Annotated in this window: 31 protein-coding genes; 18 read left to right on the top strand and 13 right to left on the bottom strand. The window is 41.6% G+C overall.

What is annotated here, in order from left to right; genetic code table 11:
- The coding region (locus I2483_RS05420) for a hypothetical protein (protein ID WP_207174233.1) at window positions 1–244 on the top strand (244 nt) is incomplete at its 5' end.
- Here I2483_RS05420 and I2483_RS05415 read toward each other — a convergent pair.
- The 5 genes from I2483_RS05415 to I2483_RS05395 are packed head-to-tail and all read right to left on the bottom strand — an operon-like array spanning window position 225 to window position 4559.
- The gene (locus I2483_RS05415) at window positions 225–1298 is read right to left on the bottom strand and encodes an ABC transporter substrate-binding protein (RefSeq protein ID WP_207174231.1); all 1074 of its coding nucleotides are present in this window, start codon (window positions 1296–1298) and stop codon (window positions 225–227) included. The two genes, I2483_RS05420 and I2483_RS05415, sit on opposite strands and share 20 nt — an antisense overlap.
- Window positions 1295–2095 (bottom strand): ABC transporter permease, encoded by an 801-nt coding sequence (locus tag I2483_RS05410; RefSeq protein ID WP_186669428.1) that lies wholly within the window; start codon window positions 2093–2095, stop codon window positions 1295–1297. The genes I2483_RS05415 and I2483_RS05410 overlap by 4 nt, the downstream gene beginning before the upstream one ends.
- The gene (locus I2483_RS05405; RefSeq protein ID WP_186669430.1) at window positions 2079–2903 is read right to left on the bottom strand and encodes an ABC transporter permease; all 825 of its coding nucleotides are present in this window, start codon (window positions 2901–2903) and stop codon (window positions 2079–2081) included. Before I2483_RS05405 ends, I2483_RS05410 begins: the two co-directional genes overlap by 17 nt.
- Entirely contained in the window at window positions 2893–3999 is a 1107-nt protein-coding gene (locus tag I2483_RS05400) for an ABC transporter ATP-binding protein (RefSeq protein WP_207174229.1), read from the bottom strand. The genes I2483_RS05405 and I2483_RS05400 overlap by 11 nt, the downstream gene beginning before the upstream one ends.
- Before the next feature lie 17 nt (window positions 4000–4016).
- Complete coding sequence (locus tag I2483_RS05395) at window positions 4017–4559, bottom strand: helix-turn-helix domain-containing protein (RefSeq protein WP_207174228.1); 543 nt, start codon at window positions 4557–4559, stop codon at window positions 4017–4019.
- 267 nt (window positions 4560–4826) lie between these two features.
- Here I2483_RS05395 and I2483_RS05390 point away from each other — a divergent pair, with 267 nt between their 5' ends.
- The 4 genes from I2483_RS05390 to I2483_RS05375 all read left to right on the top strand — a co-directional run bounded on the left by I2483_RS05390 (window position 4827) and on the right by I2483_RS05375 (window position 7220).
- Entirely contained in the window at window positions 4827–5150 is a 324-nt protein-coding gene (locus I2483_RS05390; protein ID WP_207174227.1) for a hypothetical protein, read from the top strand.
- A gap of 197 nt (window positions 5151–5347) precedes the next feature.
- Window positions 5348–5890, top strand: coding sequence for a peroxiredoxin (locus I2483_RS05385; RefSeq protein WP_186669438.1), 543 nt, complete (start codon window positions 5348–5350; stop codon window positions 5888–5890).
- Window positions 5891–5973: 83 nt separating this feature from the next.
- Window positions 5974–6423: a TlpA family protein disulfide reductase gene (locus I2483_RS05380; RefSeq protein ID WP_207174226.1), complete on the top strand. Its 450-nt coding sequence runs from the start codon at window positions 5974–5976 to the stop codon at window positions 6421–6423.
- A gap of 137 nt (window positions 6424–6560) precedes the next feature.
- Entirely contained in the window at window positions 6561–7220 is a 660-nt protein-coding gene (locus tag I2483_RS05375) for a potassium channel family protein (protein ID WP_207174225.1), read from the top strand.
- A gap of 275 nt (window positions 7221–7495) precedes the next feature.
- Here I2483_RS05375 and rnjA read toward each other — a convergent pair whose 3' ends face one another.
- The 3 genes from rnjA to def all read right to left on the bottom strand — a co-directional run bounded on the left by rnjA (window position 7496) and on the right by def (window position 10251).
- A complete protein-coding gene (gene rnjA / locus I2483_RS05370; RefSeq protein WP_207149203.1) occupies window positions 7496–9163 on the bottom strand; it encodes a ribonuclease J1 in 1668 nt (555 codons plus the stop codon).
- 2 nt (window positions 9164–9165) lie between these two features.
- A complete protein-coding gene (locus tag I2483_RS05365; protein WP_207174224.1) occupies window positions 9166–9375 on the bottom strand; it encodes a DNA-dependent RNA polymerase subunit epsilon in 210 nt (69 codons plus the stop codon).
- Window positions 9376–9693: 318 nt separating this feature from the next.
- Window positions 9694–10251 (bottom strand): peptide deformylase, encoded by a 558-nt coding sequence (gene def / locus I2483_RS05360; protein WP_207174223.1) that lies wholly within the window; start codon window positions 10249–10251, stop codon window positions 9694–9696.
- A 136-nt stretch (window positions 10252–10387) separates the two neighbouring features.
- Between def and I2483_RS05355 the strand changes: the two genes are divergently transcribed.
- From I2483_RS05355 to I2483_RS05315, 9 genes are all read left to right on the top strand, one after another.
- Entirely contained in the window at window positions 10388–11029 is a 642-nt protein-coding gene (locus I2483_RS05355) for a YkyA family protein (RefSeq protein ID WP_207174222.1), read from the top strand.
- Between the two features lie 266 nt (window positions 11030–11295).
- Window positions 11296–12411 carry a pyruvate dehydrogenase (acetyl-transferring) E1 component subunit alpha gene (pdhA, locus tag I2483_RS05350; protein WP_207174221.1) on the top strand — a complete coding sequence of 372 codons (1116 nt, stop codon included), beginning with the start codon at window positions 11296–11298 and terminating at the stop codon, window positions 12409–12411.
- Window positions 12412–12414: 3 nt separating this feature from the next.
- Window positions 12415–13392, top strand: coding sequence for an alpha-ketoacid dehydrogenase subunit beta (locus tag I2483_RS05345; RefSeq protein ID WP_207174220.1), 978 nt, complete (start codon window positions 12415–12417; stop codon window positions 13390–13392).
- Between the two features lie 30 nt (window positions 13393–13422).
- Window positions 13423–14775 (top strand): 2-oxo acid dehydrogenase subunit E2, encoded by a 1353-nt coding sequence (locus I2483_RS05340; protein WP_207174219.1) that lies wholly within the window; start codon window positions 13423–13425, stop codon window positions 14773–14775.
- A 3-nt stretch (window positions 14776–14778) separates the two neighbouring features.
- Window positions 14779–16191, top strand: a complete 1413-nt coding sequence (gene lpdA, locus I2483_RS05335) for a dihydrolipoyl dehydrogenase (RefSeq protein WP_207174218.1) — start codon at window positions 14779–14781, stop codon at window positions 16189–16191.
- 243 nt (window positions 16192–16434) lie between these two features.
- Window positions 16435–16746 carry an IS200/IS605 family transposase gene (tnpA, locus tag I2483_RS05330; protein WP_346267699.1) on the top strand — a complete coding sequence of 104 codons (312 nt, stop codon included), beginning with the start codon at window positions 16435–16437 and terminating at the stop codon, window positions 16744–16746.
- 124 nt (window positions 16747–16870) lie between these two features.
- Window positions 16871–17962, top strand: a complete 1092-nt coding sequence (locus tag I2483_RS05325) for an RNA-guided endonuclease InsQ/TnpB family protein (protein ID WP_207174216.1) — start codon at window positions 16871–16873, stop codon at window positions 17960–17962.
- A 219-nt stretch (window positions 17963–18181) separates the two neighbouring features.
- Complete coding sequence (locus I2483_RS05320; RefSeq protein ID WP_207174215.1) at window positions 18182–19138, top strand: NAD(P)H-dependent flavin oxidoreductase; 957 nt, start codon at window positions 18182–18184, stop codon at window positions 19136–19138.
- Between the two features lie 24 nt (window positions 19139–19162).
- Window positions 19163–19444 carry a UPF0223 family protein gene (locus I2483_RS05315; protein ID WP_186669456.1) on the top strand — a complete coding sequence of 94 codons (282 nt, stop codon included), beginning with the start codon at window positions 19163–19165 and terminating at the stop codon, window positions 19442–19444.
- A 15-nt stretch (window positions 19445–19459) separates the two neighbouring features.
- Here the strand turns inward: I2483_RS05315 and I2483_RS05310 are convergent, their stop codons facing one another.
- A complete protein-coding gene (locus I2483_RS05310) occupies window positions 19460–20089 on the bottom strand; it encodes a YktB family protein (RefSeq protein ID WP_207174214.1) in 630 nt (209 codons plus the stop codon).
- A 159-nt stretch (window positions 20090–20248) separates the two neighbouring features.
- Here I2483_RS05310 and I2483_RS05305 point away from each other — a divergent pair, with 159 nt between their 5' ends.
- Both I2483_RS05305 and I2483_RS05300 read left to right on the top strand, forming a co-directional pair.
- Entirely contained in the window at window positions 20249–20446 is a 198-nt protein-coding gene (locus I2483_RS05305) for a hypothetical protein (protein WP_186669460.1), read from the top strand.
- A gap of 117 nt (window positions 20447–20563) precedes the next feature.
- A complete protein-coding gene (locus I2483_RS05300) occupies window positions 20564–21358 on the top strand; it encodes an inositol monophosphatase family protein (RefSeq protein ID WP_186669462.1) in 795 nt (264 codons plus the stop codon).
- 66 nt (window positions 21359–21424) lie between these two features.
- Here the strand turns inward: I2483_RS05300 and I2483_RS05295 are convergent, their stop codons facing one another.
- Window positions 21425–21610, bottom strand: a complete 186-nt coding sequence (locus tag I2483_RS05295; RefSeq protein ID WP_186669464.1) for a YlaF family protein — start codon at window positions 21608–21610, stop codon at window positions 21425–21427.
- A gap of 99 nt (window positions 21611–21709) precedes the next feature.
- Here I2483_RS05295 and typA point away from each other — a divergent pair, with 99 nt between their 5' ends.
- Together typA and I2483_RS05285 are read left to right on the top strand one after the other, a co-directional pair.
- On the top strand, window positions 21710–23539 hold the full coding sequence (gene typA / locus I2483_RS05290; RefSeq protein WP_186669471.1) for a translational GTPase TypA: 1830 nt from the start codon (window positions 21710–21712) through the stop codon (window positions 23537–23539).
- 168 nt (window positions 23540–23707) lie between these two features.
- On the top strand, window positions 23708–24055 hold the full coding sequence (locus I2483_RS05285; protein WP_255550274.1) for a YlaH-like family protein: 348 nt from the start codon (window positions 23708–23710) through the stop codon (window positions 24053–24055).
- On the opposite strand, the gene I2483_RS05280 is transcribed toward I2483_RS05285, so the two are convergent.
- The 3 genes from I2483_RS05280 to I2483_RS05270 form a co-directional block, all read right to left on the bottom strand.
- On the bottom strand, window positions 24048–24248 hold the full coding sequence (locus tag I2483_RS05280) for a hypothetical protein (RefSeq protein WP_207174213.1): 201 nt from the start codon (window positions 24246–24248) through the stop codon (window positions 24048–24050). The two genes, I2483_RS05285 and I2483_RS05280, sit on opposite strands and share 8 nt — an antisense overlap.
- A 676-nt stretch (window positions 24249–24924) precedes the next feature.
- Window positions 24925–25128: a YlaI family protein gene (locus I2483_RS05275; RefSeq protein WP_186669475.1), complete on the bottom strand. Its 204-nt coding sequence runs from the start codon at window positions 25126–25128 to the stop codon at window positions 24925–24927.
- Window positions 25129–25141: 13 nt separating this feature from the next.
- Window positions 25142–25642, bottom strand: coding sequence for a molybdopterin-binding protein (locus tag I2483_RS05270; protein WP_186669477.1), 501 nt, complete (start codon window positions 25640–25642; stop codon window positions 25142–25144).
- Window positions 25643–25747 lie beyond the last annotated feature (105 nt).

Here is a 25747-nt window from a genome sequence, read left to right as displayed (position 1 = left end):
AGGAGCGACACTAATGAAAGGCAGCCCAATATCGCCGCGTCCTGCGGCAAAGGCTGCACACCCGCATCCTGCAGGCGCCGGAGCAATAAGACCTAGGAGGGATGTAGTTCAATCCCTCCCCAGTGATTTTCTGACGGGCTTATTGCGTAAGGCCATCACCAAGCGACAAAGCGGTGTTGGAAGAGCAGTCTATTTGTTAAGTGCTGATTATATAGATCACATTCTTACTTCATATCCATTTTGAATTCCAGGAACAATTCATTATAATGGCCAAGCATCTCAAGACCAAGATTTCTATATACTTCAAGGTGACTGCGCGTTTCTTCATCGGGATAGAAACGTTCATCTTCTGTCACTTCAGGATCCATCAAATCGAGAGCCGCTAAATTAGGTGTAGAATAGCCGACGTAATCGGCATTTTGTGCCGCAACATCAGCGTCGAGCATGAAGTTGATAAAAGCATGCGCACCTTCGATATTTTTTGATGTGCGAGGAATAACCATATTATCGAACCACAGATTTGAACCTTCTTCAGGAACAATATAATTGATATCCTCGTTCTCATACATCATATCTGCAGCTTGACCAGACCATGTAAGCGAGATGGCAGCCTCTCCGTTAATCATCAGTTGCGTCACTTCATCCCCGATGACAGCTTTGATATTAGGGCTAAGTGTTTTCAATTTGTCTGTCGCTTCTCGCAATTCGCCCATATTGGTGGAGTTCAATGAATAGCCTAATGAGTTTAGCCCCATTCCGATTGTTTCGCGTGCGCTATCGACAAGAATAACTTGCTGCGTAAGAGTCGGGTTCCATAGATCATCCCATTCTTCAAACGTCTGTCCCTGTAAAAGTGAAGAATTGTATGCAATCCCGACTGTTCCCCAAAAGTAGGGTAGTGAATATTTATTGCCAGGATCAAAAGGTAAATCGAGGAAATAGGGATCGATATTTTTGATGTTTGGAATTTTACTATAGTCGAGTGGCAACAGTAAATCTTTTTCCTTCATCATTTCAATCATGTATTCAGAAGGCATCGTAATGTCGTAGGATGTGCCGCCTTGTTCAACTTTCCCCATCATACCTTCATTTGAGTCAAACGTTTCGTACGTGACTTTAATACCTGTTTCTTTCTCGAATTGTTTGAGTAAATCAGTGTCGATGTATTCACCCCAGTTATAGATGGTAATTGAATTCTTATTGGCATTTCCTCCGCCTTCATTTAACTTTCCGTTAATGAGCAGTAAAATAGCGGAAATAATAATGATCACTACCGCACCACGTAAAATACCTTTCATTTCTTCACCCCCGAAAGCGGTGTTTTGGTTTTGCGGCTAACGGCGTAATAACCTAGAACTAGTACAACTGTCACTAAGAAGATAAGTCCCGATAATGCGTTAATTGTCAACGTAATTCCAGCGCGTGCCATTGAATAGATTTCAACGGACAGCGTGGAGAACCCGTTTCCAGTCACAAAGAATGTTACGGCAAAATCATCAAGAGAATACGTCAATGCGAGGAAGAAACCCGCAAGTATTCCAGGTTTAATAAAGGGAATAATAACGCGTGTTAAAACGTCGCGTTTTGAAGCGCCAAGATCGAGTGCCGCATCGATTAGCGTTGGACTCATTTCCTGTAGTTTAGGCAGTACCATAATGACAACAATCGGGATACTGAAGGCGATATGCGAAATAAGTACGGAAGCAAATCCAAGCTTGACGCCAATCATGGTGAATAAAATAAGGAAAGATGCACCGATGATAACGTCTGGGCTGACAATCAAAATGTTATTGAGTGACAATACGGCATTGCGCATCGCTTTATTGCGCATGAAAACAATAGACAATGCACCGAGCACGCCGATTGCAGTCGAGACGAGCGCAGACAGCAAGGCAACGACAATTGTGTTGATTAAAATGATAATTAGTCGTGTATCTTCAAATACTGCTGCGTAGTGTTCAAACGTAAATGATTCGAAATTGGACATGCCGCCGCCCGAATTGAACGAGTAAAAAATCAAGTAAAAAATTGGAGTATATAGAATAATGAACACGACTACCAAATAGAGTTTAGGAAGCTTACTTAATTTTTCCATTGATTGTCGTCCCCCTATCGCTACTGCTCGTAATCAACATGATGATAAACATAAATAAAATTAGGAATACGGCAATTGTTGAACCCATCCCCCAGTTTTGTGTAACGAGGAATTGCTGCTCAATTGCAGTTCCAAGTGTAATTACTTTGTTCCCGGCAATCAGTCGAGTAATCATGAACAGCGACAGGGCGGGGATGAAGACAACTTGAATTCCTGATTTAACACCATTTAACGTTAGGGGCCAAATGACGCGCCTGAATGTCGTCCATGAATTAGCACCGAGATCACGTGAAGCGTCGATAAGGGCAGGATTCAATTTATCAAGTGAATTGAAAATCGGTAAAATCATGAACGGGATGAAAATATAAACGGATACGAATACAAAACTGAAATCAGTGAATAAAATTTGCTGATTGCCGATACCGACTGTTTCTAACAATGCGTTTATTGGACCATAAAGTCCGAAAAGTCCAATGAACGCGTATGTTTTTAGAAGAAGATTAATCCAAGATGGAATAATAATGAGCAATAGCCAAAGTTGCTTATGCTTCGTCTTCGTCAGGAAATAAGCGGTTGGATAGGCAAACAGTAACGTGAACAATGTAATTAGAAACGCATACCAGAATGAACTGATAGTCAGTTTCAAATAGACAGAAGAGAAAAAGTTTTTATAGTTGTCAAAAGTGAAATGACCTGCTAAATCAAAAAACGAATAGTAAATGATAAGTGCAATCGGCGTGATAACAAAGAGAAGAATCCAAGCTGTATACGGAATTGTGTACAGCGGGCGTAGCGGTTTATTGTTCATTATCCGATACCCCATATGCCTCAAGTCTAGCGTCGAATTCCTCTTCAGATTCGTTTAGGCGCATAACATGAATGTCTTCTGGATCAAAATCGAGTCCAACTTTCACACCGACTTCCGCTTTTTTAGTTGAATGCACCAGCCATTCATTGCCATCAGTATCGTAAGTGGATAGCTCGTAGTGAACACCACGGAATAATTGCGTATCAACTGTCACGTTTAGTTTCCCTTTATCGACAGTAGTAAGTTCCAAATCTTCCGGGCGGATAACAATGTCTACTTTCTCATTTGGATTTAGCCCTTTGTCTACACATTCAAATGTTTTTCCAGTAAATTGAACGACAAAGTCTTCAATCATTATGCCTGGAACGATATTAGACTCGCCAATGAAATCAGCGACAAAACGGTTGATAGGTTCATCGTAAATATCGAGTGGAGTTCCTGATTGCTGGATTTCTCCTGCATCCAAGACAAAAATTTCATCGGACATTGCAAGTGCCTCTTCCTGGTCATGTGTAACGAATACGAAGGTTTTACCTAATCGTTGCTGTAATTCCCGGAGTTCGTATTGCATTTCAGAACGCAGTTTCAAATCGAGTGCTGATAGCGGTTCGTCGAGTAAAATAACTTCTGGATCATTGATGATTGCGCGTGCTATGGCGACACGCTGACGCTGCCCACCAGACATTTCTGCTATCTCACGATTTTCATAGCCTTCAAGATTGACGAATTTCAGTGCTTCAATAACACGGCGTTTCACTTCATCTTGTTTAACTTTCTTAATACGCAGCCCGAATGCAACGTTTTCAAAAACATTCAAATGTGGAAACAGCGCATAGTCTTGAAAAACGGTGTTTACTTGGCGTTCATTGGCAGGTACGTCATTGATTTTTTTTCCGTTGAAGAAAATTGTGCCTTCTGTTGGTTCGATAAAACCTGCAATGAGACGAAGGATTGTCGTTTTGCCGCAACCTGATGGACCCAGTAATGTGTAAAACTTCCCACGTTCCATTTCAAAGGAAACACTGTTCAATACGGTTGTATCATGGTTATATTTTTTTGTAACATTTTCAAATCGAATAATTGGCTGAGTCGTCATGCTGACACTCCTTTTCTTTATAAGTAAGATTCCGTCGCGACGAGCAGTATTTCGCTCGTTCCATTGAACGCATTTGATAAACAGTGATGCTCGGATGCGTCATAGTAAACTGCATCTCCTTTTGAAGCAATGTGCTGTGTATTGCCAATTACAACAGCGACTTTTCCTTCCAAGACGTATATAAATGTTTCGGCAAGAGATGGCTCGAACTTTTTGAATTCGCCCTGTTTGTGAAATGTGATGTGGACAGGTTCCATTTCATTCTCATTCGATCTGGGCACTAACCAGCGGATGCTATATTTCATCTCATCATCCGTATAGATTGTCTGATTATCAGTTGAGTAAACAATTTGAACATTTTTTTTCGGTTCATCGAAAAAGTCTTTGGGTGTCGTTCCTAGCACTTCTAATAATGCGAAAAGTGTTTCAATAGAAGGAGAGTTCAGGTTGCGTTCTAACTGCGATATATGGCCTTTTGTTAAATCAGTCCGTTCGCCAAGTTCTTCCTGTGTCAGCCCTTTTTTTAAACGCAGGCTTTTAATCTTACTTCCAATCTCCACGGACATTCCGCCCCATTCGTAATGAAGTTTATTTATAGTATACTTCAAGTTTACTGAAAACCCTTTTTAATTATACAAAACCTCATCTGAAAATCAAGAACTATTTACGTGATCATCATTTCAACTTTTGACATAATCTAATTGAACAGTGGTTGATATATGTCAATGAGCAGTATTCAAAATTGTTTTACGCATTTCCATTCATGCTTTATTGATGGAAATCTAGGCTGTTCGTGGTATAATATAGCGAATAAAGGGGGGCTTTGATTGGGGAAAAAGAAAGTTTTTTATTTGGACCCAGATGACCGTAAATGGACAATGGAAGACCTCGGACTTAGTTGGGAATCAATTGGTAGTTTAAGGGGAGATAAAAAAGAAGTCGAAGGCGTATTTCTTATGAAAAACGGAAAAATCCGTAATTTACTAGAACTGCCCAATCACTGTAAAATCTGCCTTGATCCATTAGATTATAATGATGAACACGATTCCATATTTTGCCCATCGTGCGATGAATGGCGTGAGAGCTCTTGCAGTGATCCAACCTGCGAATATTGCCTAGCGCGACCTGCGAAACCGTCTAATTGTAAATAACACTCATAACTCTTTTCCCTTAAGTGGGAGAAGGGTAAACATAATGATTGTATATACGTCATGGAATTGCCACATATTAAACAGAGCGGTGTTTGGACAAGGCGCTCTGTTTGAATTGAGGCCATTTTTTTGTTAGTCTTGATAAGGATTGTGCAGGGGATGTCCTGGCACAAAAGAATTAGTGGAGGGGTTATTTAATGATTAACCGTATGGTAGGTAAGCAGGCACCAGATTTCACATTGGATGCGGTATTAGCAGATAAGTCTTTTGGTAAAGTAAGCCTTCAAGAAAATATGAAAAACGATAAATGGACAGTATTATTCTTTTATCCAATGGACTTCACATTTGTATGTCCAACGGAAATTACAGCAATGTCTGATCGTTATGATGAATTCGAAGATTTGGATACAGAAATTATCGGTCTATCTACGGATACAATCCACACGCACCTTGCTTGGATCAATACAGACCGTAAAGATAACGGCCTAGAGCAGTTGAAATATCCACTTGCAGCAGATACAAACCACCAAGTTTCACGCGACTATGGTGTGTTGATTGAAGAAGAAGGTATCGCACTACGCGGTCTATTCATCATCAACCCTGAAGGTGAACTTCAGTACCAAACAGTATTCCACAACAATATTGGCCGTGATGTAGACGAAACATTGCGCGTGCTTCAAGCTCTTCAAACTGGCGGACTTTGCCCGGCTAACTGGAGACCTGGTCAGAAGACACTATAAGTAACAGTTGAAATTTTACCAAATGAAATCCCCGTGCATATATTAGCAGTGGGGATTTTTTTGAAAATGAAGGAGGAAAAAGCATGAAACTACGTGATCAATTACCTGAACTTGTAGGTGCAACAGCATGGTTGAATGGGGAACGAACAAAAGAGGAATTGGTTGGTGAAAAACCGACATTGGTTCATTTTTGGTCTGTTAGCTGTCACCTATGTAAGGAAGCAATGCCTGAGGTCAATGAATTTAGAGACAAATACAAAGAGGATTTAAATGTTATCGCAGTCCATATGCCACGTTCTGAGGACGATTTAGATCTAGTTCAAATCAAATCAGTCGCAGCTGAACACGACATTACTCAACCGATTTTTGTCGATAGTGAGGCGACATTAACGGACAAATTCGACAACCAATATGTTCCTGCTTATTATGTGTTTGATAAAGACGGACAGTTACGTCACTTCCAAGCAGGCGGCGGAGGCATGAAAATGCTTGAAAAACGCGTTAACCGCGTGCTAGATGAAATGAAAAAATGAGTGAAAGATCAGCCCGATTGCGCATTTGCGATGTCGGGTATTTTTTATGTTTATGTAGTAACCAGTGAATATTTGTGAGTGGTAATTCAGTGTGATACACTAATCGAATCCATTTAGTGGATAGGGGAGGATGCTCTATGAAAAAGGAATTTGCGGTGATTGGTTTGGGCCGTTTCGGGGGGAGTATCGTAAGAGAGCTAATTGAACTCGATGCTGATGTTATGGCAATTGATATCTCACCAGAAAGAGTGGATGAGTTTGCTCATATTGCAACACAGGCGGTCGCAGCTGACACGACGGATGAGTCTGTTCTCAGATCACTTGGCATCCGAAACTTTGAGCATGTAGTCGTTGCGATTGGTGAAAATATCCAAGCAAGTATTTTGACGACACTCATGTTGAAAGAAATCGGTGTGAAAAAAATAACAGTGAAAGCGCAAAATGATTCCCATGAAAAAGTGTTGCGTAAAATCGGGGCTGACCAGGTAGTACACCCTGAACGCGATATGGGTATCAGAATTGCGAATAATATGGTATCGAATAATATACTCGATTATCTTGAGTTGTCTGATGAGTATTCCATTGCGGAGATAAAGGCGAATGAAAAACTCGTTGGATCTACATTAATAGATCTAGACATTAGGGCCAAATATGGTGTCAATATTGTTGCCATTAAACGTGGTAAACATATTCTTGTATCACCTCAAGCGATAGAGAAAATTCGACTTGAAGATATCTTGATTGTGATTGGATCGGACGAGGAGATTCATAAGTTTGAAAAGAAAGCACTGCATTGATGAATATTAAAAAAACCGTAAACGCATAGTAGCGTTTACGGTTTTTTTAAAAGGTAAGAAAGTATAAGTTTTTTGACTTGGAATAGTGTCTAGCTCCAGGCGCCAGCCGCTCGGGTCATAAGCAATCCAGCTATGTGGCAAAGAGCGCCACGTCGTGCATGCAAGGATGCAGGTATGCGGTCGTTGCGACAGGACGTCGCGATCCTAGACTGCCTTCCCTTGGATCGACTTATGCCTGTCGCGTCTAGAAGGCGCCTTCCGCTTTTCTTATTTTATTAAACTTCCATAATCACAGGAAGCACCATTGGTTTACGTTTCGTCTTATCGTATAAATACGGTCCGAGAACATCAATGATTTCACTTTTCAGAGCATCGAAATCTGCGGGAGAACTTGCAAGCTTGCGTTGCATCTGTTTGGATAACATCTGTTGTGCTTCGTGAATCATTGCACCAGATTCACGCATATAAACGAATCCGCGTGAAATGATGTCTGGTCCCGAAACGACACGATTGCGTTTTAGGTCCACAGTTGCCACAACAATTACAAGACCGTCTTCAGACAAGATTCTACGATCACGCAGAACGACGCTGCCGATATCTCCGATTCCGCTTCCGTCAATATAGACATCACCAGAAGGAATTCGGCCTGCAAGGTGCGCTTCATCTTGTGTAAGAGCGAGTACATCGCCATTGCCCATGATGAAAGTGTTCTCTCGAGGAACATCACAAGAGACTGCAAGATCTGTATGGATTTTCAACATTCTATACTCACCGTGAATTGGCATGAAGAATTTTGGTTTGATCAATCTGATCATCAATTTCTGTTCTTCCTGTGAACCATGACCGGAAGTATGGATATTATTTAAAGAACCGTGGAGCACATCTGCACCCGCACGAAATAGTGCATTAATCGCTTTATTGATGCTAAGTGTATTGCCTGGAATCGGTGAAGACGAGAAAATTACCGTGTCGCCAGGATGGATTTGAACTTGTCTATGTGTACCGTTCGCAATGCGAGAAAGTGCAGCCATCGGTTCACCTTGACTACCTGTACAAAGAATTAATACTTTGTTTGCTGGCAGCTTATTCAATGATTGGGTATCAACAAATAATTCTTTTGGTGCATCGATGTAACCAAGTTCACGCCCAATTGTAATGGCGTTGTCCATGCTACGGCCGAACACTGCGATTTTACGACCCAATACCTGAGCAGACTCAATCACTTGTTGTAGTCTATGAATATTCGATGCGAATGTCGCGAATATAATACGGCCCTCAACTTTTCTGAAGATTTCATTCAAGCTGTCGCCGACTTTTCGTTCAGACATTGTGAAGTTAGGGATTTCAGCATTTGTACTATCTGACAACAGACAAAGTACGCCTTCGCTACCGATTTTCGCCATCTTCGTCAAGTTTGCTGGTTCCCCAACTGGTGTGAAGTCGAATTTGAAATCACCCGTGTGAACAATATTACCGGAAGGTGTTTTAACTACAACACCGAATGCATCAGGAATACTGTGTGTAGTCCTGAAAAATGATACTGCTGTCTTACGGAACTTAAATACGTCATCCTCACCAAAAGGAATTAACTTAGTAGTCCGTAACAGGCCATGCTCTTCCAGTTTGTTACGCAAAAGTCCAAGTGCAAGTTTTCCGCCATATACTGGAACATTAATTTTACGAAGAAGATAAGGTATACCACCAATGTGATCTTCGTGACCATGTGTAATAAATAGGCCTTTAATCTTGTCCACATTTCGTTCAAGATATGTGTAATCCGGAATGACGTAGTCGATACCGAGTAATGCGTCATCGGGGAATTTAATACCCGCATCAATTAGAATAATTTCATCTTGGAATTGTACACCATATGTGTTTTTACCGATTTCACCTAGTCCGCCTAAAGCGAAAACAGCAGTTTCATTGTTTTTAATAGATTTCATGTTTAAACCTCTTCAAGCTCGAAATAGGGTGCAGCCTGTTCGTATTCAAGATGAACACCTTCAAGAAGTTGGACATATTCGATATTAAAAGCACGGTCTTTCAACTTCGCACGGACTGACCTTTCCGAATCCGCTTCGATGTACATACTTTTTGTGTTTTCACGGACTGGAATTTGAAGCAAGTTCTCTTGATAATAAATTTTATAAATCATCGTTTGCTCTCCTTTTTACGTTCGATTGAACTGATTCTCTTTATATTAGCATGACACTTCTTTAAAATAAAGAAAAGCCCACCAATTTGATGGCAGGCTTAACATAATTAAGCGATAGTTTTTTTTCCGAGTATGCCATTTAGCCGTTTCAACCATTTTCGTTTTAGGCGTTTGTACATGGCGACATCACTCCTCGAAATCATTATACCAATGTCAGAACATTTTGTCAAGAAGGGATTTCTGTATAGCGGAAAGATCCATCCATGAATATACAGATTCCATTCAACATGCTTTGCCGCTTTCTAGTGATAGCCGGATTTAATCTCGCACAAGTGGAGTAGCACCGGGAATATCCTTAAAAGGTGATTCTTTATCAATATGATCATAGAACATTACGCCATTCAAATGGTCAAGTTCGTGTTGAAAAGCGATAGCGGCAAGTCCTTTCAATCTTTTTTTGAATTCGTTTCCATCAGGATCGTATGCTTTAATCGTAATCCGTGCATAACGAGGTACAAATCCTTCTATATCGCGATCTACTGAAAGGCATCCTTCGCCTGAAGGAAGATAGGTTTTTTCGATTGAGTGACTGACGATTTTGGGGTTAACAGCAATAAAACTAACTGTTTGTTGAACATCATCTGTAATATGGAGCGCAAATATTCTTTTCGATTTGTCTAATTGTGGTGCGGCCAGGCCGATTCCAGGGCGGAGGTCGAACTTTTCACTAAGTTCGGGATCTTGACTATTAATAACGTACCCAATTAAATCGTCGCAAAGTTCTCGGTCAACGTTGGACAATGGGAACCTTAATTCTTCAGCTTGTGTGCGGAGAGCGGGGTGTCCGTCCCTGACAATATGTTCCATTAAAATCATTATTGAATCTTCCTTTCGAATTTACTCTATTCAATAGTATAAACGAATGTGAATAGGGGTGAAAGAAATTGAACGCGAAGTTGAATAGTGAAGTGTAAAACGTTATAGTGTAGAGGGAAATTGGGGGTTGGCAATTTTGAGGGAAACGATTATGGGGTTCATATTAGCGATAACTTTGATGCTGTCCGGATGTAATTCTGACTCGTCGATTGAAAAGAAGCTGTCAGCTACCATAACAAAAATGAATAATGCTGAACAAGTGTATCAAGATGCGCAAGGTGAATTGGCGGAGCTTGAAAAATCGGAACAGGAATTATTCAATCAGGCGATGGAATTGACGCAACAACAGCTGGGTGAGCTGGAAATAAAGGTAGCTGAACTTGAAGCATTGCTGGGACAACGACTTACTCATATAGAAGGAGAAGAAAAGTCCATCAGTAAAGCAAGCAAATCCGTGGATGAGCTCGATGCAATCATAGAACAAGTAGATGGAAATGTTGGAAAAGGGTTAGAAGAACTAAAAAGAGCGGTTACAAACCGATATGAGCTCCATTCAGCTTTTGTTGTTGAGTATAAAAAACTCACCAGCTTGCAAAAGGAGTTATACGAAATGCTTATTGCTAAAGAAGGTGAACTGAAAGGACTGAAGGATAAAGTTGGGGAAGTGAATGAGCAGAATGAGTTAGTCCAATTAGCGGTTAACTCCTTTAATGACGCGACGGTCAAAGTGAATGTATTGAAGGAAGATGTTTTTTCTAGTTTACAAATAGGAAAATGAGGAATAACAAGGTGAGGGAGTAAAATCTTCGCCTTTTTTTATGATTTTAAAAGTTAGGAAAAAGACATTCTATTATAATACAGACGGCTTATTGTGCTAATACAGTTTGGTGTTAACTATCAATTCTACTAGCTATTAACTCCAAGGGGACATGTAATTACTATGTTTGACCATTCAGTTCTGATTAGATATACTGTGAATGGAATAGATTGTACCAATCAATAAAGTAATGGTTCATAATACAGTTAAAAAGGAGAGTTGCCGAAATGGCTGCCAAAAAAGACAAGCAGTTCGATCCGGTGGAAACACTTCACGCGATTGAAGAAAAGTTTGAAATGTTCCAGATCTTGAACGAAGAAGGCGAAATCGTTAATAAGGATGCAGATCCGAATTTATCCGATGAAGAACTCATTGAGTTAATGACTCGTATGGTATATACACGTATTTTGGATCAACGTTCAATTTCGTTGAACCGTCAAGGACGTCTAGGATTTTACGCACCGACAGCAGGACAAGAAGCATCACAACTTGCTTCACAGTTTGCACTAGAAAAAGAGGACTTCATCCTTCCGGGTTACCGTGACGTTCCACAAATGTTGTTCCACGGATTGCCTTTATCTACGGCGTTTCTATGGTCACGCGGGCACTTCCAAGGGGGCGCTATTCCTGAAGGCGTTAATGTATTCCCACCACAAATTATTATCGGTGCACAATATATTCAAGCGGCAGGTATTGCACTTGGCTTCCAAAAACGCGGAACGAAAGCAGTTGCAATGACATATACAGGTGACGGCGGAACATCGCAGGGTGATTTCTATGAAGGGATTAACTTTGCGGGAGCATATCGTTCTCCAGCAATCTTTATCATTCAAAACAACCAATTCGCGATTTCAACTCCACGTGAAATGCAAACAGCTGCAAAAACACTTGCACAAAAAGGTATTGCAGCAGGGATTCCAAGTATTCTTGTTGACGGTATGGATCCACTTGCAGTGTATGCGGTTACACGCGACGCACGCGAGCGCGCAATCAATGGCGATGGACCAACACTGATCGAGGCACTTTGCTACCGCTACGGACCACATACGATGGCAGGAGACGATCCTACACGTTACCGTACTTCAGAAACTGACAGCGAATGGGAAAAACGCGATCCGCTAATCCGTTTCCGTACATACCTCGAAGCAAAAGGTATTTGGAATGAAGAAAAAGAAAACGCAGTAATTGAACGTGCTAAAGAAGAAATTAAAGAAGCAATCAAAATAGCAGATGCAGCTCCTAAACAAAAAGTGAGCGATTTTATCAACATCATGTACAAAGGCGAGCTACCATACAACTTGCAAGAGCAGCTAGCCATTTACACAGAGAAGGAGTCGAAGTAACCGATGGCACAAATGACGATGATTCAAGCAATAACTGATGCTCTACGTACGGAGCTGAAAAATGATGAAAACGTCCTCGTCTTCGGTGAAGACGTTGGAAATAACGGTGGAGTATTCCGTGCAACTGAAGGCTTACAAAAAGAATTTGGCGAAGTGCGTGTATTCGATACGCCGCTTGCGGAATCTGGTATTGGTGGACTAGCAATTGGATTAGCATTTACAGGTTTCCGTCCAGTTATGGAAATCCAGTTCTTTGGATTCCTTTATGAAGTAATTGACTCAGTTAGTGGTCAACTTGCGCGAATGAGTTTCCGTAGTGCTGGACGTTTCAATGCACCTGTTACAATCCGCTCACCATTCGGTGGCGGCGTAGCAACACCTGAGATGCACGCTGACAGCCTTGAAGGTCTCGTAGCTTCACAACCAGGGTTGAAAGTTGTTATTCCTTCAACGCCTTATGATGCTAAAGGGCTTTTGATATCTGCAATCCGCGACGACAATCCGGTCATTTTCCTTGAACATATGAAACTGTACCGTTCATTTAGACAAGAAGTTCCTGAAGAAGAGTACACAATTCCACTTGGCAAAGCGGATGTGAAACGTGAAGGGAAAGATCTTTCAATTATCACGTACGGCGCAATGGTTCACGAAAGCTTGAAAGCGGCTGAAGAGCTTGAAAAAGAAGGCTTCTCAGTAGAAGTTATCGACTTGCGTACAATTCAACCGATGGATATCGAAACAATCATTGCATCTGTTGAAAAAACAAACCGTGCAATGGTTGTACAAGAAGCGCAGAAACAAGCAGGAATTGCTGCGAACATCGTAGCTGAAATTACAGAACGTGCAATTCTAAGCCTTGAAGCACCTGTTCTTCGTGTAACGGCACCGGATACGATCTATCCATTTGCACAAGGCGAAAATGCTTGGCTTCCAAATGCAAAAGATATTATGGAAACAGCTAAAAAAGTATTGACGTTCTAATAAAGTCTGAATTAAGAAAGGGTGAATCGCGTGGCATATGAATTCCGTTTACCAGATATCGGAGAAGGAATCCATGAAGGTGAAGTCGTAAAATGGTTCGTCGCTAAAGGCGATAAAATCAATGAAGATGACATACTTCTTGAAATCCAGAACGATAAAGCAGTTGTAGAAATTCCATCACCGGTTACGGGTACTGTAGAAGAAATAGTCGTTTCCGAAGGCACAGTTGCAATCGTGGGGGATGTATTAATTCGCTTCGATGCACCTGGTTATGAAAATGTGAAAACTGAAGAGGATGACAACGCTGAAACTGAAGCACAAGTTCAAGCAACTGCTGAAGCAGGTCAACCGATTGAAAAAGAAGAGGCGCCTAAGGACCAACCGGCGGCAACGATAGCTGCCCCATCTGCAAGTGTACAAGCACAAACAGATGTCGATCCGAATCGTCGAATTATTGCAATGCCTTCAGTACGTAAATTTGCGCGTGAGCAAGGTGTCGAAATTCAGCAAGTTGCAGGATCAGGCAAAAACGGCCGCGTTTTAAAAGAAGACATTGAATCATTCAAAAATGGTGGTCAAACTCAGGCTGTAGCTTCAGCGGTGGTTGACCAAGACGTTCAAGTTGAAAGTGATGTTGCGCAAGAAACTTCAGCTCCGGCTCCAGTTCATCTTGAAGGCGATTTCCCCGAAACACGAGAAAAAATGTCTGGAATTCGAAAAGCGATTGCCAAAGCAATGGTCAATTCAAAACATACTGCTCCGCATGTTACGTTGCTTGACGAAGTGGATGTTACAGAACTCGTTGCACATCGCAAAAAGTTCAAAGACATTGCTGCAGAAAAAGACATCAAACTTACGTATTTGCCTTATGTCGTCAAAGCACTCGTTTCGACATTGCGTGAATTCCCAGCGTTTAACAGCTCACTCGATGATGCTACGCAAGAAATTGTTCAGAAGCATTATTATAATATTGGTATCGCTGCAGACACTGACCGTGGACTTCTTGTCCCTGTTATCAAGCATGCGGACCGCAAATCGATTTTCGCGATTTCTGATGAAATCAACAGCCTTGCTGTAAAAGCACGCGATGGTAAATTAGCACCTGCTGAAATGAAGGGTGCATCTTGTTCAATCACGAATATTGGGTCTGCAGGAGGACAATGGTTTACACCAATCATTAATCATCCTGAGGTTGCAATTCTCGGAATTGGCCGCATCGCAGAAAAGCCAGTTGTAAAAAATGGTGAAATCGTAGCGGCACCTATGTTAGCATTGTCATTGGTATTCGATCACCGGATGATCGACGGCGCTACTGCACAACATGCGTTGAATCACCTTAAGAGATTGCTCGCAAATCCGGAACTTTTATTAATGGAGGCGTAAACAATGGTAGTAGGAGACTTTCCAATCGAAATAGATACACTTGTCGTAGGTTCTGGACCAGGAGGATATGTCGCAGCAATTCGTGCGGCACAATTGGGCCAAAAAGTAATCGTTGTTGAAAAAGGCGATATTGGTGGCGTGTGCTTGAACGTAGGATGTATTCCTTCAAAAGCACTAATTGCAGTTGGACATCGTTTTGCTAATGCTAAAAATTCTGATTCAATGGGGATTACAGCGACAGAAGTGAAACTAGATTTCACTAAAGCGCAAGCGTTCAAAGATGGCGTAGTCAACAAGTTGACTGGTGGAGTTGCAGGACTTCTTAAAGGAAACAAGATTGATTATGTGCAAGGTGAAGCTTATTTCGTCGATAGCAACACAGTACGTGTGATGGACGAAACATCTGCACAAACATACAAATTCAAAAATGCAATCATTGCAACGGGTTCACGTCCGATTGAAATTCCGACGTTCAAGTTTACAAAACGCGTTATTAATTCTACAGGTGCTTTGGCTCTTACAGAATTACCGGGTAAACTTGTTGTTATCGGTGGCGGTTATATCGGTACTGAGCTAGGATCTTCATATGCAAACCTTGGATCAGAAGTAACGATTATTGAAGGCGGCAATGACATTCTTGCAGGTTTTGAAAAACAAATGACACAAATCGTTAAAAAAGGCTTGAAGAAAAAAGGCGTCGAGGTTGTCGTTAAAGCTTCTGCAAAAGGCGTTGAAGAGACAGCTACTGGCGTTACAGTAACATACGAAGTAGGCGGAGAAGAGAAGAAAGTCGAAGCTGATTACGTACTAGTTACAGTAGGCCGTCGTCCGAATACGGATGAAATCGGAATAGAAGAGATGGGCATCAAATTCCTTGAACGCGGTCTTATCGAAGTCGACAAACAATGCCGTACAAGCATTCCAAATATCTATGCAATTGGTGATATTGTTCCAGGACTTCAGCTTGCACATAAAGCTTCTTATGAAGCTAAAATTGCGGCAGAAGCAATTTCGGGCGAGAAGTCTGAAGTTGACTACTTGGCAATTCCTGCCGTTTGTTTCACTGATCCTGAACTTGCAGCTGTTGGCTTGAATGAGCAACAGGCAAAAGAAGAAGGTTATGAAACGGTAGTAGGGAAATTCCCATTTGCAGCTAATGGACGGGCGCTTGCGCTTGATGCTTCAGAAGGTTTCGTCAAACTTGTATCACGTAAAGAAGACGGACTTCTACTTGGTGCGCAAATCGTGGGTGAAAGTGCATCAGATATGATCTCTGAACTTGCTCTTGCAATTGAGGCGGGAATGACGCTTGAAGATATCGCAATGACAATTCATGCTCACCCGACATTGAGTGAAATCTCAATGGAAGCGGCGGAAGTTGCTTTGGGTAAACCAATTCATATGATTTCGAAATAAGTATCTAGAGTACGAGATTAAAACCGTCGATGAGGCAGCAAGATATCCTCATCGACGGTTTTTTAGTTTAAATCGGGCTATGAAACTGGTATCTGGATTAGCATGACCCAACTTCTTTTACCTTGTTATGCAGGTTTAGGTAAATTTGCGAGAATCCTCCCTAATTCATTGGGGAGATGAATCGCAAGGTCTCGAACTATATGTATTGAGCTCTATTATTAAGTAGTGTGAATAATTGGTTAAATGCGGTATGCTATGTGTATAAGAAAACAACACTTAGTTCACGCGAGAACCTGCGTATATAACGTCAATTATCACTTAGTATGGTCTGTGAAATATCGTCATCCTTTATTAACGACAAAAATTGAAGAAAGGCTAAAAGAAATCTGTCATGACATCGCGAAAGATAAAGACTTTATTCTACACAAAATCGAAGTGGGAGAACAAGACCACGTCCATGTGTTTGTCTCAGGACATCCAAAAATTTCTCCTTCCTACATGGCGAAAATGTTAAAAGGGATTTCAGCTCGAAAGCTATTTGTGGAATATCCCTAATTGAAAAAGAAATGCTGGAAAGGCCGTTTATGGAATGGCAGCTATTATCTAGAGACCATTGGGTCTACTTGAGAAGAAAACATCAAAAAATATATCGATCGACAACAGATAGGGGTGGCTATTGATGATGATGACGGCCTATCAATTTAAGTTAGCTCCAACGCCAGAACAACGGGAACAGATTTACCACACGTTGAATCTGTGTCGCTGGTTGTATAACTCAGGGCTTGAGCAGCGTATGATTGCCTATAAAAAACAGGGAAAAAGCCTGTCGTTTTACACCCAAAAGAAAGAGCTTCCTGCACTTAAAAAAGTGTTGCCTGAATTTAAAGGCGTTCATTCTCAAGTATTGCAAAATGTGCTAGAAAGACTTGATGGGGCCTATCAAAACTTTTTCAGACGTGTGAAAACAGGTGAGAAGGCTGGATTTCCTCGCTTCAAAGGACGAAATCACTACCACTCTTTTACGTATCCACAAAGCGGATTCAAGATCGAAGGAAACTTCTTAACGCTCTCCAAAATCGGGAAAATACAACTCAATCGCCATCGGGTCATGAAGGGGCAAGTGAAAACATGTCAAATCATTCATAAGAATGGACAGTTTTTCGTCAGCTTCTCCTGTGAAATTAATGCACGAAAACCTAAAAAGAAAAACCAGCGTGCTGTAGGCATCGACTTGGGTGTCAGACATCTCGCAATCACGTCGGACGGTAATTTTCATGATAACCCCAAACACCTACAGCAACTGGAGCACAAACTAAAGAAGCAGCAACGATTGGTATCCAAGAAAAAGCGTGGTTCCAATCGACGTAAGAAAGCAGTTCATCAACTAGCAAAGCTGCATGAACATATTGCGAATAAGCGAAAAGATACAGCACATCAAACAGCAAGGAATCTTGTAGACGTGTATGATGTACTTGTATTTGAAGACTTGGACATTCAAAAGATGGTGAAAAGTCATGATTATGCGAAAAGCATTGTCGACAGTGCATGGAGAAAACTCATTGACTACACGACTTACAAAGCTGCAAAAGCTGGTAAGCAAGTGTTGCTTGTCAATCCATATAACACGACTCAACAATGTTCAAACTGTCTAGAAATCGTAAGAAAAACAAAAGGAGAGCGAGTTCACCGTTGTCGGTGTGGCTATGTAGACGACCGCGATGTCAACGCAGCCAAAAACATCTTGAGACTCGGCTTGGAACAGATTGCTTAATACCTAAGTATCATAAGGTGCGGAACGTGCCTTCGTGGAGAGGGCGGCAATGGCCGGCTCAATGAAACGGAAAACACATTATTTTGTGTATCTGCCTAACTAGATCCCCCTAATTACTTGGAGGTTTCTACTTTGTGCGGATGCTCGGTAATTTATTGCCGAGAGGTTCACTAGATGTGGATGAAGAAGAGAGTCAATGCATTAACGGGGGGGATTCAAATGGAATGGAAAACAAAAGTAACAGAACTGCTTGATATCAATTATCCAATCATCCAGGGCGGGCTCGCGTACTTGGCTTATGCACAACTGGCAGCTGCTGTTTCGGAAGCTGGGGGACTTGGGCAAATTACTGCGATGAGTTTGGATTCCGCAGATGCGCTACGCGGTGAGATAAAGAAAGTGAAAGCGCTGACTGATAAACCGTTCGGAGTGAACTTTGCGATTGGACAACATGGACGTCCATATGCCCATATGGTGGAAGCTGCTCTGGAAGAAGGTGTTACAGTAATGTCTGTAACGGGTGGAAATCCCTCGCCGTTTTTTGCTCAACTTGAAAATACAAACGTTAAAAAGCTCGTGCTAGTTGCTGCTAAAAGACAGGCTCAGAAAGCAGAATCACTTGGAGCTGATGCAGTTATGGTTGTTGGGCAAGAAGGTGGGGGACATCTTGGGCGTGACGATGTCGGAACAATGGTGCTTGTGCCGCAAGTTGTCGATGCTGTTTCAATCCCAGTTATTGCATCCGGTGGCATCGGGGATGGTCGCGGTTGGATGGCTGCTCAGGCACTAGGCGCCGAGGGAATCGAGATGGGAACTAGATTTATTGCGACGAAAGAGTGTGTTCATGCATCTCAGGCTTATATAAATCTGCTTCTTGCAAGTAGTGAAACCGATACGACTGTCATTAAAAGAACACTAGGAGCACCTGCCCGAGCGTTGACTGGGAGTTGGACGAAGAAAATAATTGACATGGAAGCCGAAAATGCTGATTATGAAGCGATGAAAGATTTAATCAGCGGTGAAGCGAACCGCCGTTTTATTCATGATGGAGATGCTGATAATGGTTATGGATGGGCTGGTCAGGTTGCTGGGCTAATCAACGATGTACCATCCGTTGCAGAATTAGTTGAGCGTATGGTGAATGAAGCGGAAACAATCCGTAAAAGATGGAACTAAAGAGAGTAAAGGGAGCGAATTAGCATGGATTATAATTATCCTATTAGGCATGACTGGTCGACCGTAGAAATTATCGCAGTCGCGGCATTTTATGAGGCAGTTGAAAAGGCATATGAATCTGGTATTGCAGGAGAAAAACTGATGGAGACGTATCGGGGATTTAAAAAAGTGGTCCCTTCCATGGCGGAAGAAAAAACATTGTGCAAGGAATTTGAGGAAGCGAGCGGTTACGTCTGTTACCGTGTAGTTCAAATGGCAAAAGGTTCAAATGGCGAAGAAATAATAAAAGGAATGCCCTCGCGCTAAGCGGGAGCATTCCTTTTATTTTTTATTGATGACTACATCATAAACAGGTAGCAGTTGGTCAAAAGTCTCTTCTGCAAATGCCATGAATTCTTCAGTAGAAAGTTTAACAGCATCTTCACGTGGCAAATGACGACCGACAAGGAACTCCGCTTTTTTGACCGTTTTTAGCCGTTCTAAAAGTTGTTCGAGTCCATCGTCCCCTGCTTGTACTATAGTTGTGGCTTCGGGTTTCATGTGATCGCCAGAAACGATATAAGTGCCGGGAAGGGAAGTTAAAATCCTTAAGTTCAGATCTAAACGCTCGGCAATTCCCTTTTTATCTGGATTCTCATAAATTACCGCTAAAATAATGAATAAATGTGTTCCCCATAAGCCAATCTGAAAATGAGGCAACGCTTTGTAACCTCGTTTTGCAGGTGCGAATGCGACCCAACTGTCATTTGGCGGATTTACTGTCCGTCTTGCGTGTTTAGCCACATGCGGGAAAAATTCATCAGTCCCATGTGCAGAAAGGCGGTCCGCAAAATGTGTACCTAAAGTTCCGAACTTCGGCTGGATACGATTTTGCAATGCTTCCATCCGATTTTCTAGCCCTTCAATTGAAAATACATCAAAATCATCATTTTCCCAAAAACGACCAAGCATATTCACTACCCCCGATTACATTTACACGTTTATCATAGCAGAAAACGGGGAACAATCTTTAGTAACAAGGCTTATAACTAGAGCAAACATCAGTCGCAGCATATTTTAATTATAACTAGCAGAAAATTTAGACTATATGAAGAAAAAGGGGTGTCAACTATGAAACAAGTCGTCCATGTAATCCGCAAAGCCGATGTAGAGAAAGAATATGTAAAGCTACTTAACCTAGAACTCGATTATGAACTTGCAACGCTTTTCGATGCTGTGCAAGAAGATGATGCAAAACAGAAAATGAAAAGCAAACATAGGCTTATGGAGATTCGCCGTGAGCTGGAGATACTAAATGGCTTCGCATGATTCCGATTGGCGCACCAGAAAGGCATCCATACACTTCCTGTAGAAACAGGGATAGTGTAATGAGATGCCTTTTTCGATATAGTGTATATAGGTAGTGGTAATGAAAGGGGTGACTTTATGAAGTGGGGAATTATTGATCGATATGCAAAGTCGTTGATAAAAGAAGCGGGTCATAAAATTCGTGTGTCTTTTTTCAATCAAATCGATATCGATTCAAAATCAAGTGCGAATGATCTTGTGACGAATATTGATAAAGAAATCGAACAATTTTTCATCAGTAGAATTAAAAGAGATTTCCCTGACCATAAGATTTTAGGTGAAGAAGGGTTTGGCGATATTGTTCAGACGCTTGATGGGGTTGTTTGGATGCTTGACCCAATTGATGGAACGATGAATTTCATCCACCAAAAGCGGAACTTTGCCATTTCTCTTGGAATATATGCTGAAGGCGTCGGTATGCTTGGTTATATTTATGATGTGATGCGCGATGATTTTTATCATGCTGCTAAAGATGAAGGGGCTTATTTCAATGATGAACGGCTACCGCAATTAGAGATTACGCCATTAGCAGAAGCCGTTATTGGTATTAATGCCAGTTGGGTGGCTCCGAATCGCTTCGTTGATAACGAAAAAATTATTGAGCTGATTAAAAAATGCAGGGGCACAAGATCGTATGGCTCAGCAGCGCTCGAGCTTGCGTATGTCTCGTCTGGCAGGCTGGATGCATATATGTCTATGAGGTTGTCGCCATGGGATGTTGCTGGAGGTATTGTTATTGCGCAGGAGGTCGGTGCTGTCGCAACAAACATGAAAGGGGATTTTCCGCACCTTCTTGGGCAAGATACATTTATAGTCGCAAGGCCAGGATTGCATCAAGATATAGTGACAAACTATATCGACCTAAAACAATAAAAAAAGGACGTTACAAGCACCGGATACTCCGATTACCTTGAAACGTCACATTTGAAAAGTATTTTATTAAAGTAGTCCTTGTTCTCTATATTTCTTTTTCGTTTTAAATCCGTTACCCATAATTAGAATCAATGCAACGATTGCTACAATCGCAATCGTGGGGCTGCTCATTCCGACTGCAACGCCGATTGCACACATAGAAGCAATAGCAGCAATGGCATAAAAAACGAAAATCCACTTGATGTTTTTCAAAAAAATACCTCCATCTACAATTAAATGTTTTCGAATTATCAATACATGTGCTATAATAACACAGTTAATCAACCGAAAAAAGAATAATGGAGTGAAATCATGACTAAACTTAGAAATGACTTACGTAACATAGCTATTATCGCCCACGTCGACCACGGAAAAACGACGCTTGTCGATCAACTTTTGAAACAATCGGGGATCTTCCGTTCTAATGAACAAGTAGATGACCGTGCAATGGACTCAAATGAAATTGAACGTGAACGCGGAATTACGATTCTTGCAAAGAATACCGCAATTGAATATAAAGATACAAAAATCAACATTTTGGATACACCAGGTCACGCAGATTTCGGCGGAGAAGTGGAACGTATCTTAAAAATGGTAGATGGTGTAATTCTTGTTGTTGACTCATACGAAGGGTGTATGCCACAAACGCGTTTCGTACTGAAAAAAGCGCTTGAGCAGAACTTGAAACCAATCGTTGTCGTTAATAAAATTGACCGTGAATTTGCACGCCCTGAAGAAGTAGTTGATGAAGTTCTTGAATTATTCATAGAACTTGATGCGAACGACGAACAACTAGAATTCCCAGTTATTTATGCATCAGGATTCAACGGTACTGCAAGCTTATCACCAGACGTTTCAACACAAGAAGAAACGTTGCGTGTTCTTTATGACGCGATTCTAGAACATATTCCTGCTCCAGTCGATAATCGCGACGAGCCTTTACAGTTCCAAGTATCCCTTCTTGACTATAGCGATTATGTTGGTCGGATTGGTATCGGACGGATTTTCCGTGGAACGATGCAAGTCGGCCAGTCGGTTGCCGTTATGAAACGTGATGGTACTGTGAAAAACTACCGTGTTACAAAATTGTCCGGATTCCTTGGTTTGAAACGCGTTGATATCCAAGAGGCTTTCTCTGGGGATCTTGTTGCAGTATCTGGAATGGAGAACATTGACGTTAGTGAAACAATTTGTCCGGCAGATCATCTGGAAGCACTTCCGGAGTTGTTCATTGACGAACCAACGTTACAAATGACATTCCTTGTAAACAATAGTCCGTTTGCAGGTAAAGAAGGTAAATGGGTAACGTCAAGGAAAATCGACGAACGCCTTCAATCGCAATTGCAAACAGACGTATCCCTTCGTGTAGATCCAACTGATTCGCCTGATGCATGGACTGTTTCAGGACGCGGTGAGCTTCACCTGTCTATTCTTATTGAAAACATGCGCCGTGAAGGATTTGAATTGCAAGTTTCGAAACCAACGGTAATTGTAAGAGAAATAGATGGCGTTCGTTGTGAGCCTATCGAACGTTTACAAATTGATATTCCTGAAGAGCATACAGGCTCTATTATCGAGTCAATCGGTGAACGTAAAGGCGAAATGATTGATATGATCAACAATGGTAACGGACAAGTTCGTCTAATATTCAATGTGCCTGCACGTGGATTAATCGGCTATTCAACAGAATTCCTTACATTGACAAGAGGTTATGGAATTATGAATCATACGTTCGATTCTTACCAGCCTATGGCAAAAGGTAAAGTCGGCGGTCGCAGAAACGGTGTTCTCGTTTCAATGGAGAACGGAACAGCTACGCCTTACAGCATCATGCAGCTAGAAGATCGCGGTATTATGTTTGTTGGTGCCGGAACTGATATCTACGCAGGAATGGTTGTTGGTGAAAATACGCGCGAAAGCGATTTGACAATCAACTTAACGAAAGCTAAACAAGCGACAAACGTTCGTTCAGCTTCTAAAGACCAAACAGTCACAACTAAAAAACCACGTATTATGTCGCTTGAAGAAGCGTTACAATACCTGGACGATGACGAGTATTGCGAAGTGACGCCAGTATCGATCAGGCTCCGCAAGAAGATACTTGATAAAAACGAACGCGAACGTGTTCAGAAAAAGAAATAATCACTGTTTAGACTTAAGTGATCTTAATAAAGGAAAGCATCTTGAGTGCTTACCCATACAGGTCTTGTCTACTGATAGGTCAGCACGGCTTTCTGAGGTCCTTTGATAGTGATGGAATCATTACTATTGCGACCTATTAGAAAAGCTTTACAGAAGGGAATGTGTTGAATGAGTGCTAGTGTTGGCGATACAGAGTTCGTATTCGGAAAGATGTCGGGTATTGCACGCTTAATTTACGAAGTGATGCCTTCCTATACGACTGCCGGTTATGTACTTTTTGCCCTCGTCTTCCTCATGTCGGCAATTGTTTATAAACTGGGATTTGCTAGAAAACTTAGGCCTTTACAGACTTTTTTCATCTATGCATTCCTGTTTATCGGCTGTCTAATTTTGACGTTTCTTGGCTTTTTCCTCCCGATTGTGGAGGCTCTCGTCGTGGCGGCTCTTATTTTAATCATCTACCGAGTGCGCAGGATGAATGAGTATAAAGAAAAAAAAGAAGACTCCATCATTTGATGGGGTCTTCGTTTTTGGGAATATAAGAAATAAACGTCTGTTTCTTAACCGATTTAATTAATGAAGCACCTGTAAGAAAAGCGTGGAAATCTGCATTTGTACTTGTACATTTCCGGCTTGCTTTGGACAAAATAATCAATACAGCTTTACCGGGATAGGGGTGGCTGGAAATGACTCCGTCATCTCCAGCCACCCCTTTTCGGTAATCCTGTTGCGACTATCTGTCCGTCGCTTACCTACGATGTTCAAGTGAAAAATGCAACTGCTTTGGAAGAAGCAAGAATAGATACCTTTCTATAGAGGGTGCAAGTGCCCGAAGATGAAATTTCGGGCACCCTATCGCATTTAATGAAGCCTTCCTAGTTAATTTTGCAAAGATCATACAAGTAATAGTGTGACGCCATATAGAATGTGACACTGCCTTAAAATCGAACAGGAAATGCGATAAAGAAGGATTAACATTGGACATCTCCCACTGTAACTAGTTACGGCTTTGCATTTATTGTATAATTTCTGCAAAGAACGCAGAAATTATACAAACCGAACCCTTCGCTGTCCGGTTGGCTGCTGCTTTATGGATAGGAGAGTGGATATTCACTCGTACCCAAAAGCTTTAGCATTTAGTAGTGTACCTGTATCTTTGGAGGGCGACGGACAAACGTCCGCTATACGATTAACGAAAAAAATGGGTAGGGATGCGACAAAGTCGCATCCCTACCCATTTAGAAATCCCGATAATGGTGTAGTAGTCGTTAAGTCCAATGCGATCCAAAAGAACATGTACATAGTGCCTAGTTTTTCATCCCAAAAGGAAGTATAAGTTTTTAGACTCGGGAAAGTGTTTAGGCTTCAGGCACCTTACGCTTTTCTCAGAATTCTTTTTCGATGGAGTGGGAACTGCGATGAAAAGTAAAGTTTCCAGTCGCAATCCGTGCAATCGTTTTTTCGGCAATCCGATCATTGCATTCTTGACACATATAGGTATGGATAGGGCGGTTTCGTAGTGTTTTGGCTAGTGGCAAATCGTCAGGGAGTTGCCCGACATTGTCACATATGACACATTTTACACGCATTGGAAATCCTCCTTCAGTCAACTCGGATCGCAATGACGTTGCGAATCGGATTATCGTTGTTCGAACCGTCTTTGAAGACAACGTGAACCGGACCACCCTCAAGTAGCGGCTTACCTTCGTCGCTGAATTTGAAAATGATATCATCGACTTTCGTAAGTGGGAATGAGTGACTTTCGCCGTCTGACGTTTCAAATGCTAGCGTTTGTGCGTTTTCCGCAGGCTCCGCGATTTTTAAAAAATGACGTAATTGAATACCATATGTTCCAGTAAGTACTTTTCGTTTTTCAAACTTTTTTTCTGTTTCCAGGGTAGGTGGGAACGTTGCGCCTTCCATTATTTCACGGGACCAATGTTTCCCCATATCTCTTTTATATTCTTCTAGTTCATCTTTTTCGATGTGGCTTTCTGTAAAATACGTTTTCAAATCAACGCGACGATCATCGAAAATCCACACGGTCGGGTCTAGTGTGATGACATGACGTACATTTCCTTTAATCGGAATTATTGATTCCAAATGAATATCCCCCTACTGAATTAAATTATCTTTTGATTCTAGTATAACGCTTTGATGTCTTCAGGAAAAGCTTTTGCTTTCTGACTTACAAGGTCAAAGGGAAAA

Source organism: Sporosarcina sp. E16_3, assembly GCF_017347125.1.
GTDB lineage: Bacteria > Bacillota > Bacilli > Bacillales_A > Planococcaceae > Sporosarcina.
This window is presented reverse-complemented; position numbering and strand designations above follow the sequence as displayed.

Bases quoted from the DNA above. Each gene is read 5' to 3' on its own strand.
- I2483_RS05415 (WP_207174231.1), bottom strand. From the start codon at position 1,298: ATGAAAGGTATTTTACGTGGTGCGGTAGTGATCATTATTATTTCCGCT.
- I2483_RS05410 (WP_186669428.1), bottom strand. From the start codon at position 2,095: ATGGAAAAATTAAGTAAGCTTCCTAAACTCTATTTGGTAGTCGTGTTC.
- I2483_RS05405 (WP_186669430.1), bottom strand. From the start codon at position 2,903: ATGAACAATAAACCGCTACGCCCGCTGTACACAATTCCGTATACAGCT.
- I2483_RS05400 (WP_207174229.1), bottom strand. From the start codon at position 3,999: ATGACGACTCAGCCAATTATTCGATTTGAAAATGTTACAAAAAAATAT.
- I2483_RS05385 (WP_186669438.1), top strand. From the start codon at position 5,348: ATGATTAACCGTATGGTAGGTAAGCAGGCACCAGATTTCACATTGGAT.
- I2483_RS05380 (WP_207174226.1), top strand. From the start codon at position 5,974: ATGAAACTACGTGATCAATTACCTGAACTTGTAGGTGCAACAGCATGG.
- I2483_RS05375 (WP_207174225.1), top strand. From the start codon at position 6,561: ATGAAAAAGGAATTTGCGGTGATTGGTTTGGGCCGTTTCGGGGGGAGT.
- rnjA (WP_207149203.1), bottom strand. From the start codon at position 9,163: ATGAAATCTATTAAAAACAATGAAACTGCTGTTTTCGCTTTAGGCGGA.
- I2483_RS05365 (WP_207174224.1), bottom strand. From the start codon at position 9,375: ATGATTTATAAAATTTATTATCAAGAGAACTTGCTTCAAATTCCAGTC.
- def (WP_207174223.1), bottom strand. From the start codon at position 10,251: ATGATTTTAATGGAACATATTGTCAGGGACGGACACCCCGCTCTCCGC.
- pdhA (WP_207174221.1), top strand. From the start codon at position 11,296: ATGGCTGCCAAAAAAGACAAGCAGTTCGATCCGGTGGAAACACTTCAC.
- I2483_RS05345 (WP_207174220.1), top strand. From the start codon at position 12,415: ATGGCACAAATGACGATGATTCAAGCAATAACTGATGCTCTACGTACG.
- lpdA (WP_207174218.1), top strand. From the start codon at position 14,779: ATGGTAGTAGGAGACTTTCCAATCGAAATAGATACACTTGTCGTAGGT.
- tnpA (WP_346267699.1), top strand. From the start codon at position 16,435: ATGCGGTATGCTATGTGTATAAGAAAACAACACTTAGTTCACGCGAGA.
- I2483_RS05325 (WP_207174216.1), top strand. From the start codon at position 16,871: ATGATGATGACGGCCTATCAATTTAAGTTAGCTCCAACGCCAGAACAA.
- I2483_RS05320 (WP_207174215.1), top strand. From the start codon at position 18,182: ATGGAATGGAAAACAAAAGTAACAGAACTGCTTGATATCAATTATCCA.
- I2483_RS05315 (WP_186669456.1), top strand. From the start codon at position 19,163: ATGGATTATAATTATCCTATTAGGCATGACTGGTCGACCGTAGAAATT.
- I2483_RS05310 (WP_207174214.1), bottom strand. From the start codon at position 20,089: ATGCTTGGTCGTTTTTGGGAAAATGATGATTTTGATGTATTTTCAATT.
- I2483_RS05305 (WP_186669460.1), top strand. From the start codon at position 20,249: ATGAAACAAGTCGTCCATGTAATCCGCAAAGCCGATGTAGAGAAAGAA.
- I2483_RS05300 (WP_186669462.1), top strand. From the start codon at position 20,564: ATGAAGTGGGGAATTATTGATCGATATGCAAAGTCGTTGATAAAAGAA.
- typA (WP_186669471.1), top strand. From the start codon at position 21,710: ATGACTAAACTTAGAAATGACTTACGTAACATAGCTATTATCGCCCAC.
- I2483_RS05285 (WP_255550274.1), top strand. From the start codon at position 23,708: ATGAGTGCTAGTGTTGGCGATACAGAGTTCGTATTCGGAAAGATGTCG.
- I2483_RS05275 (WP_186669475.1), bottom strand. From the start codon at position 25,128: ATGCGTGTAAAATGTGTCATATGTGACAATGTCGGGCAACTCCCTGAC.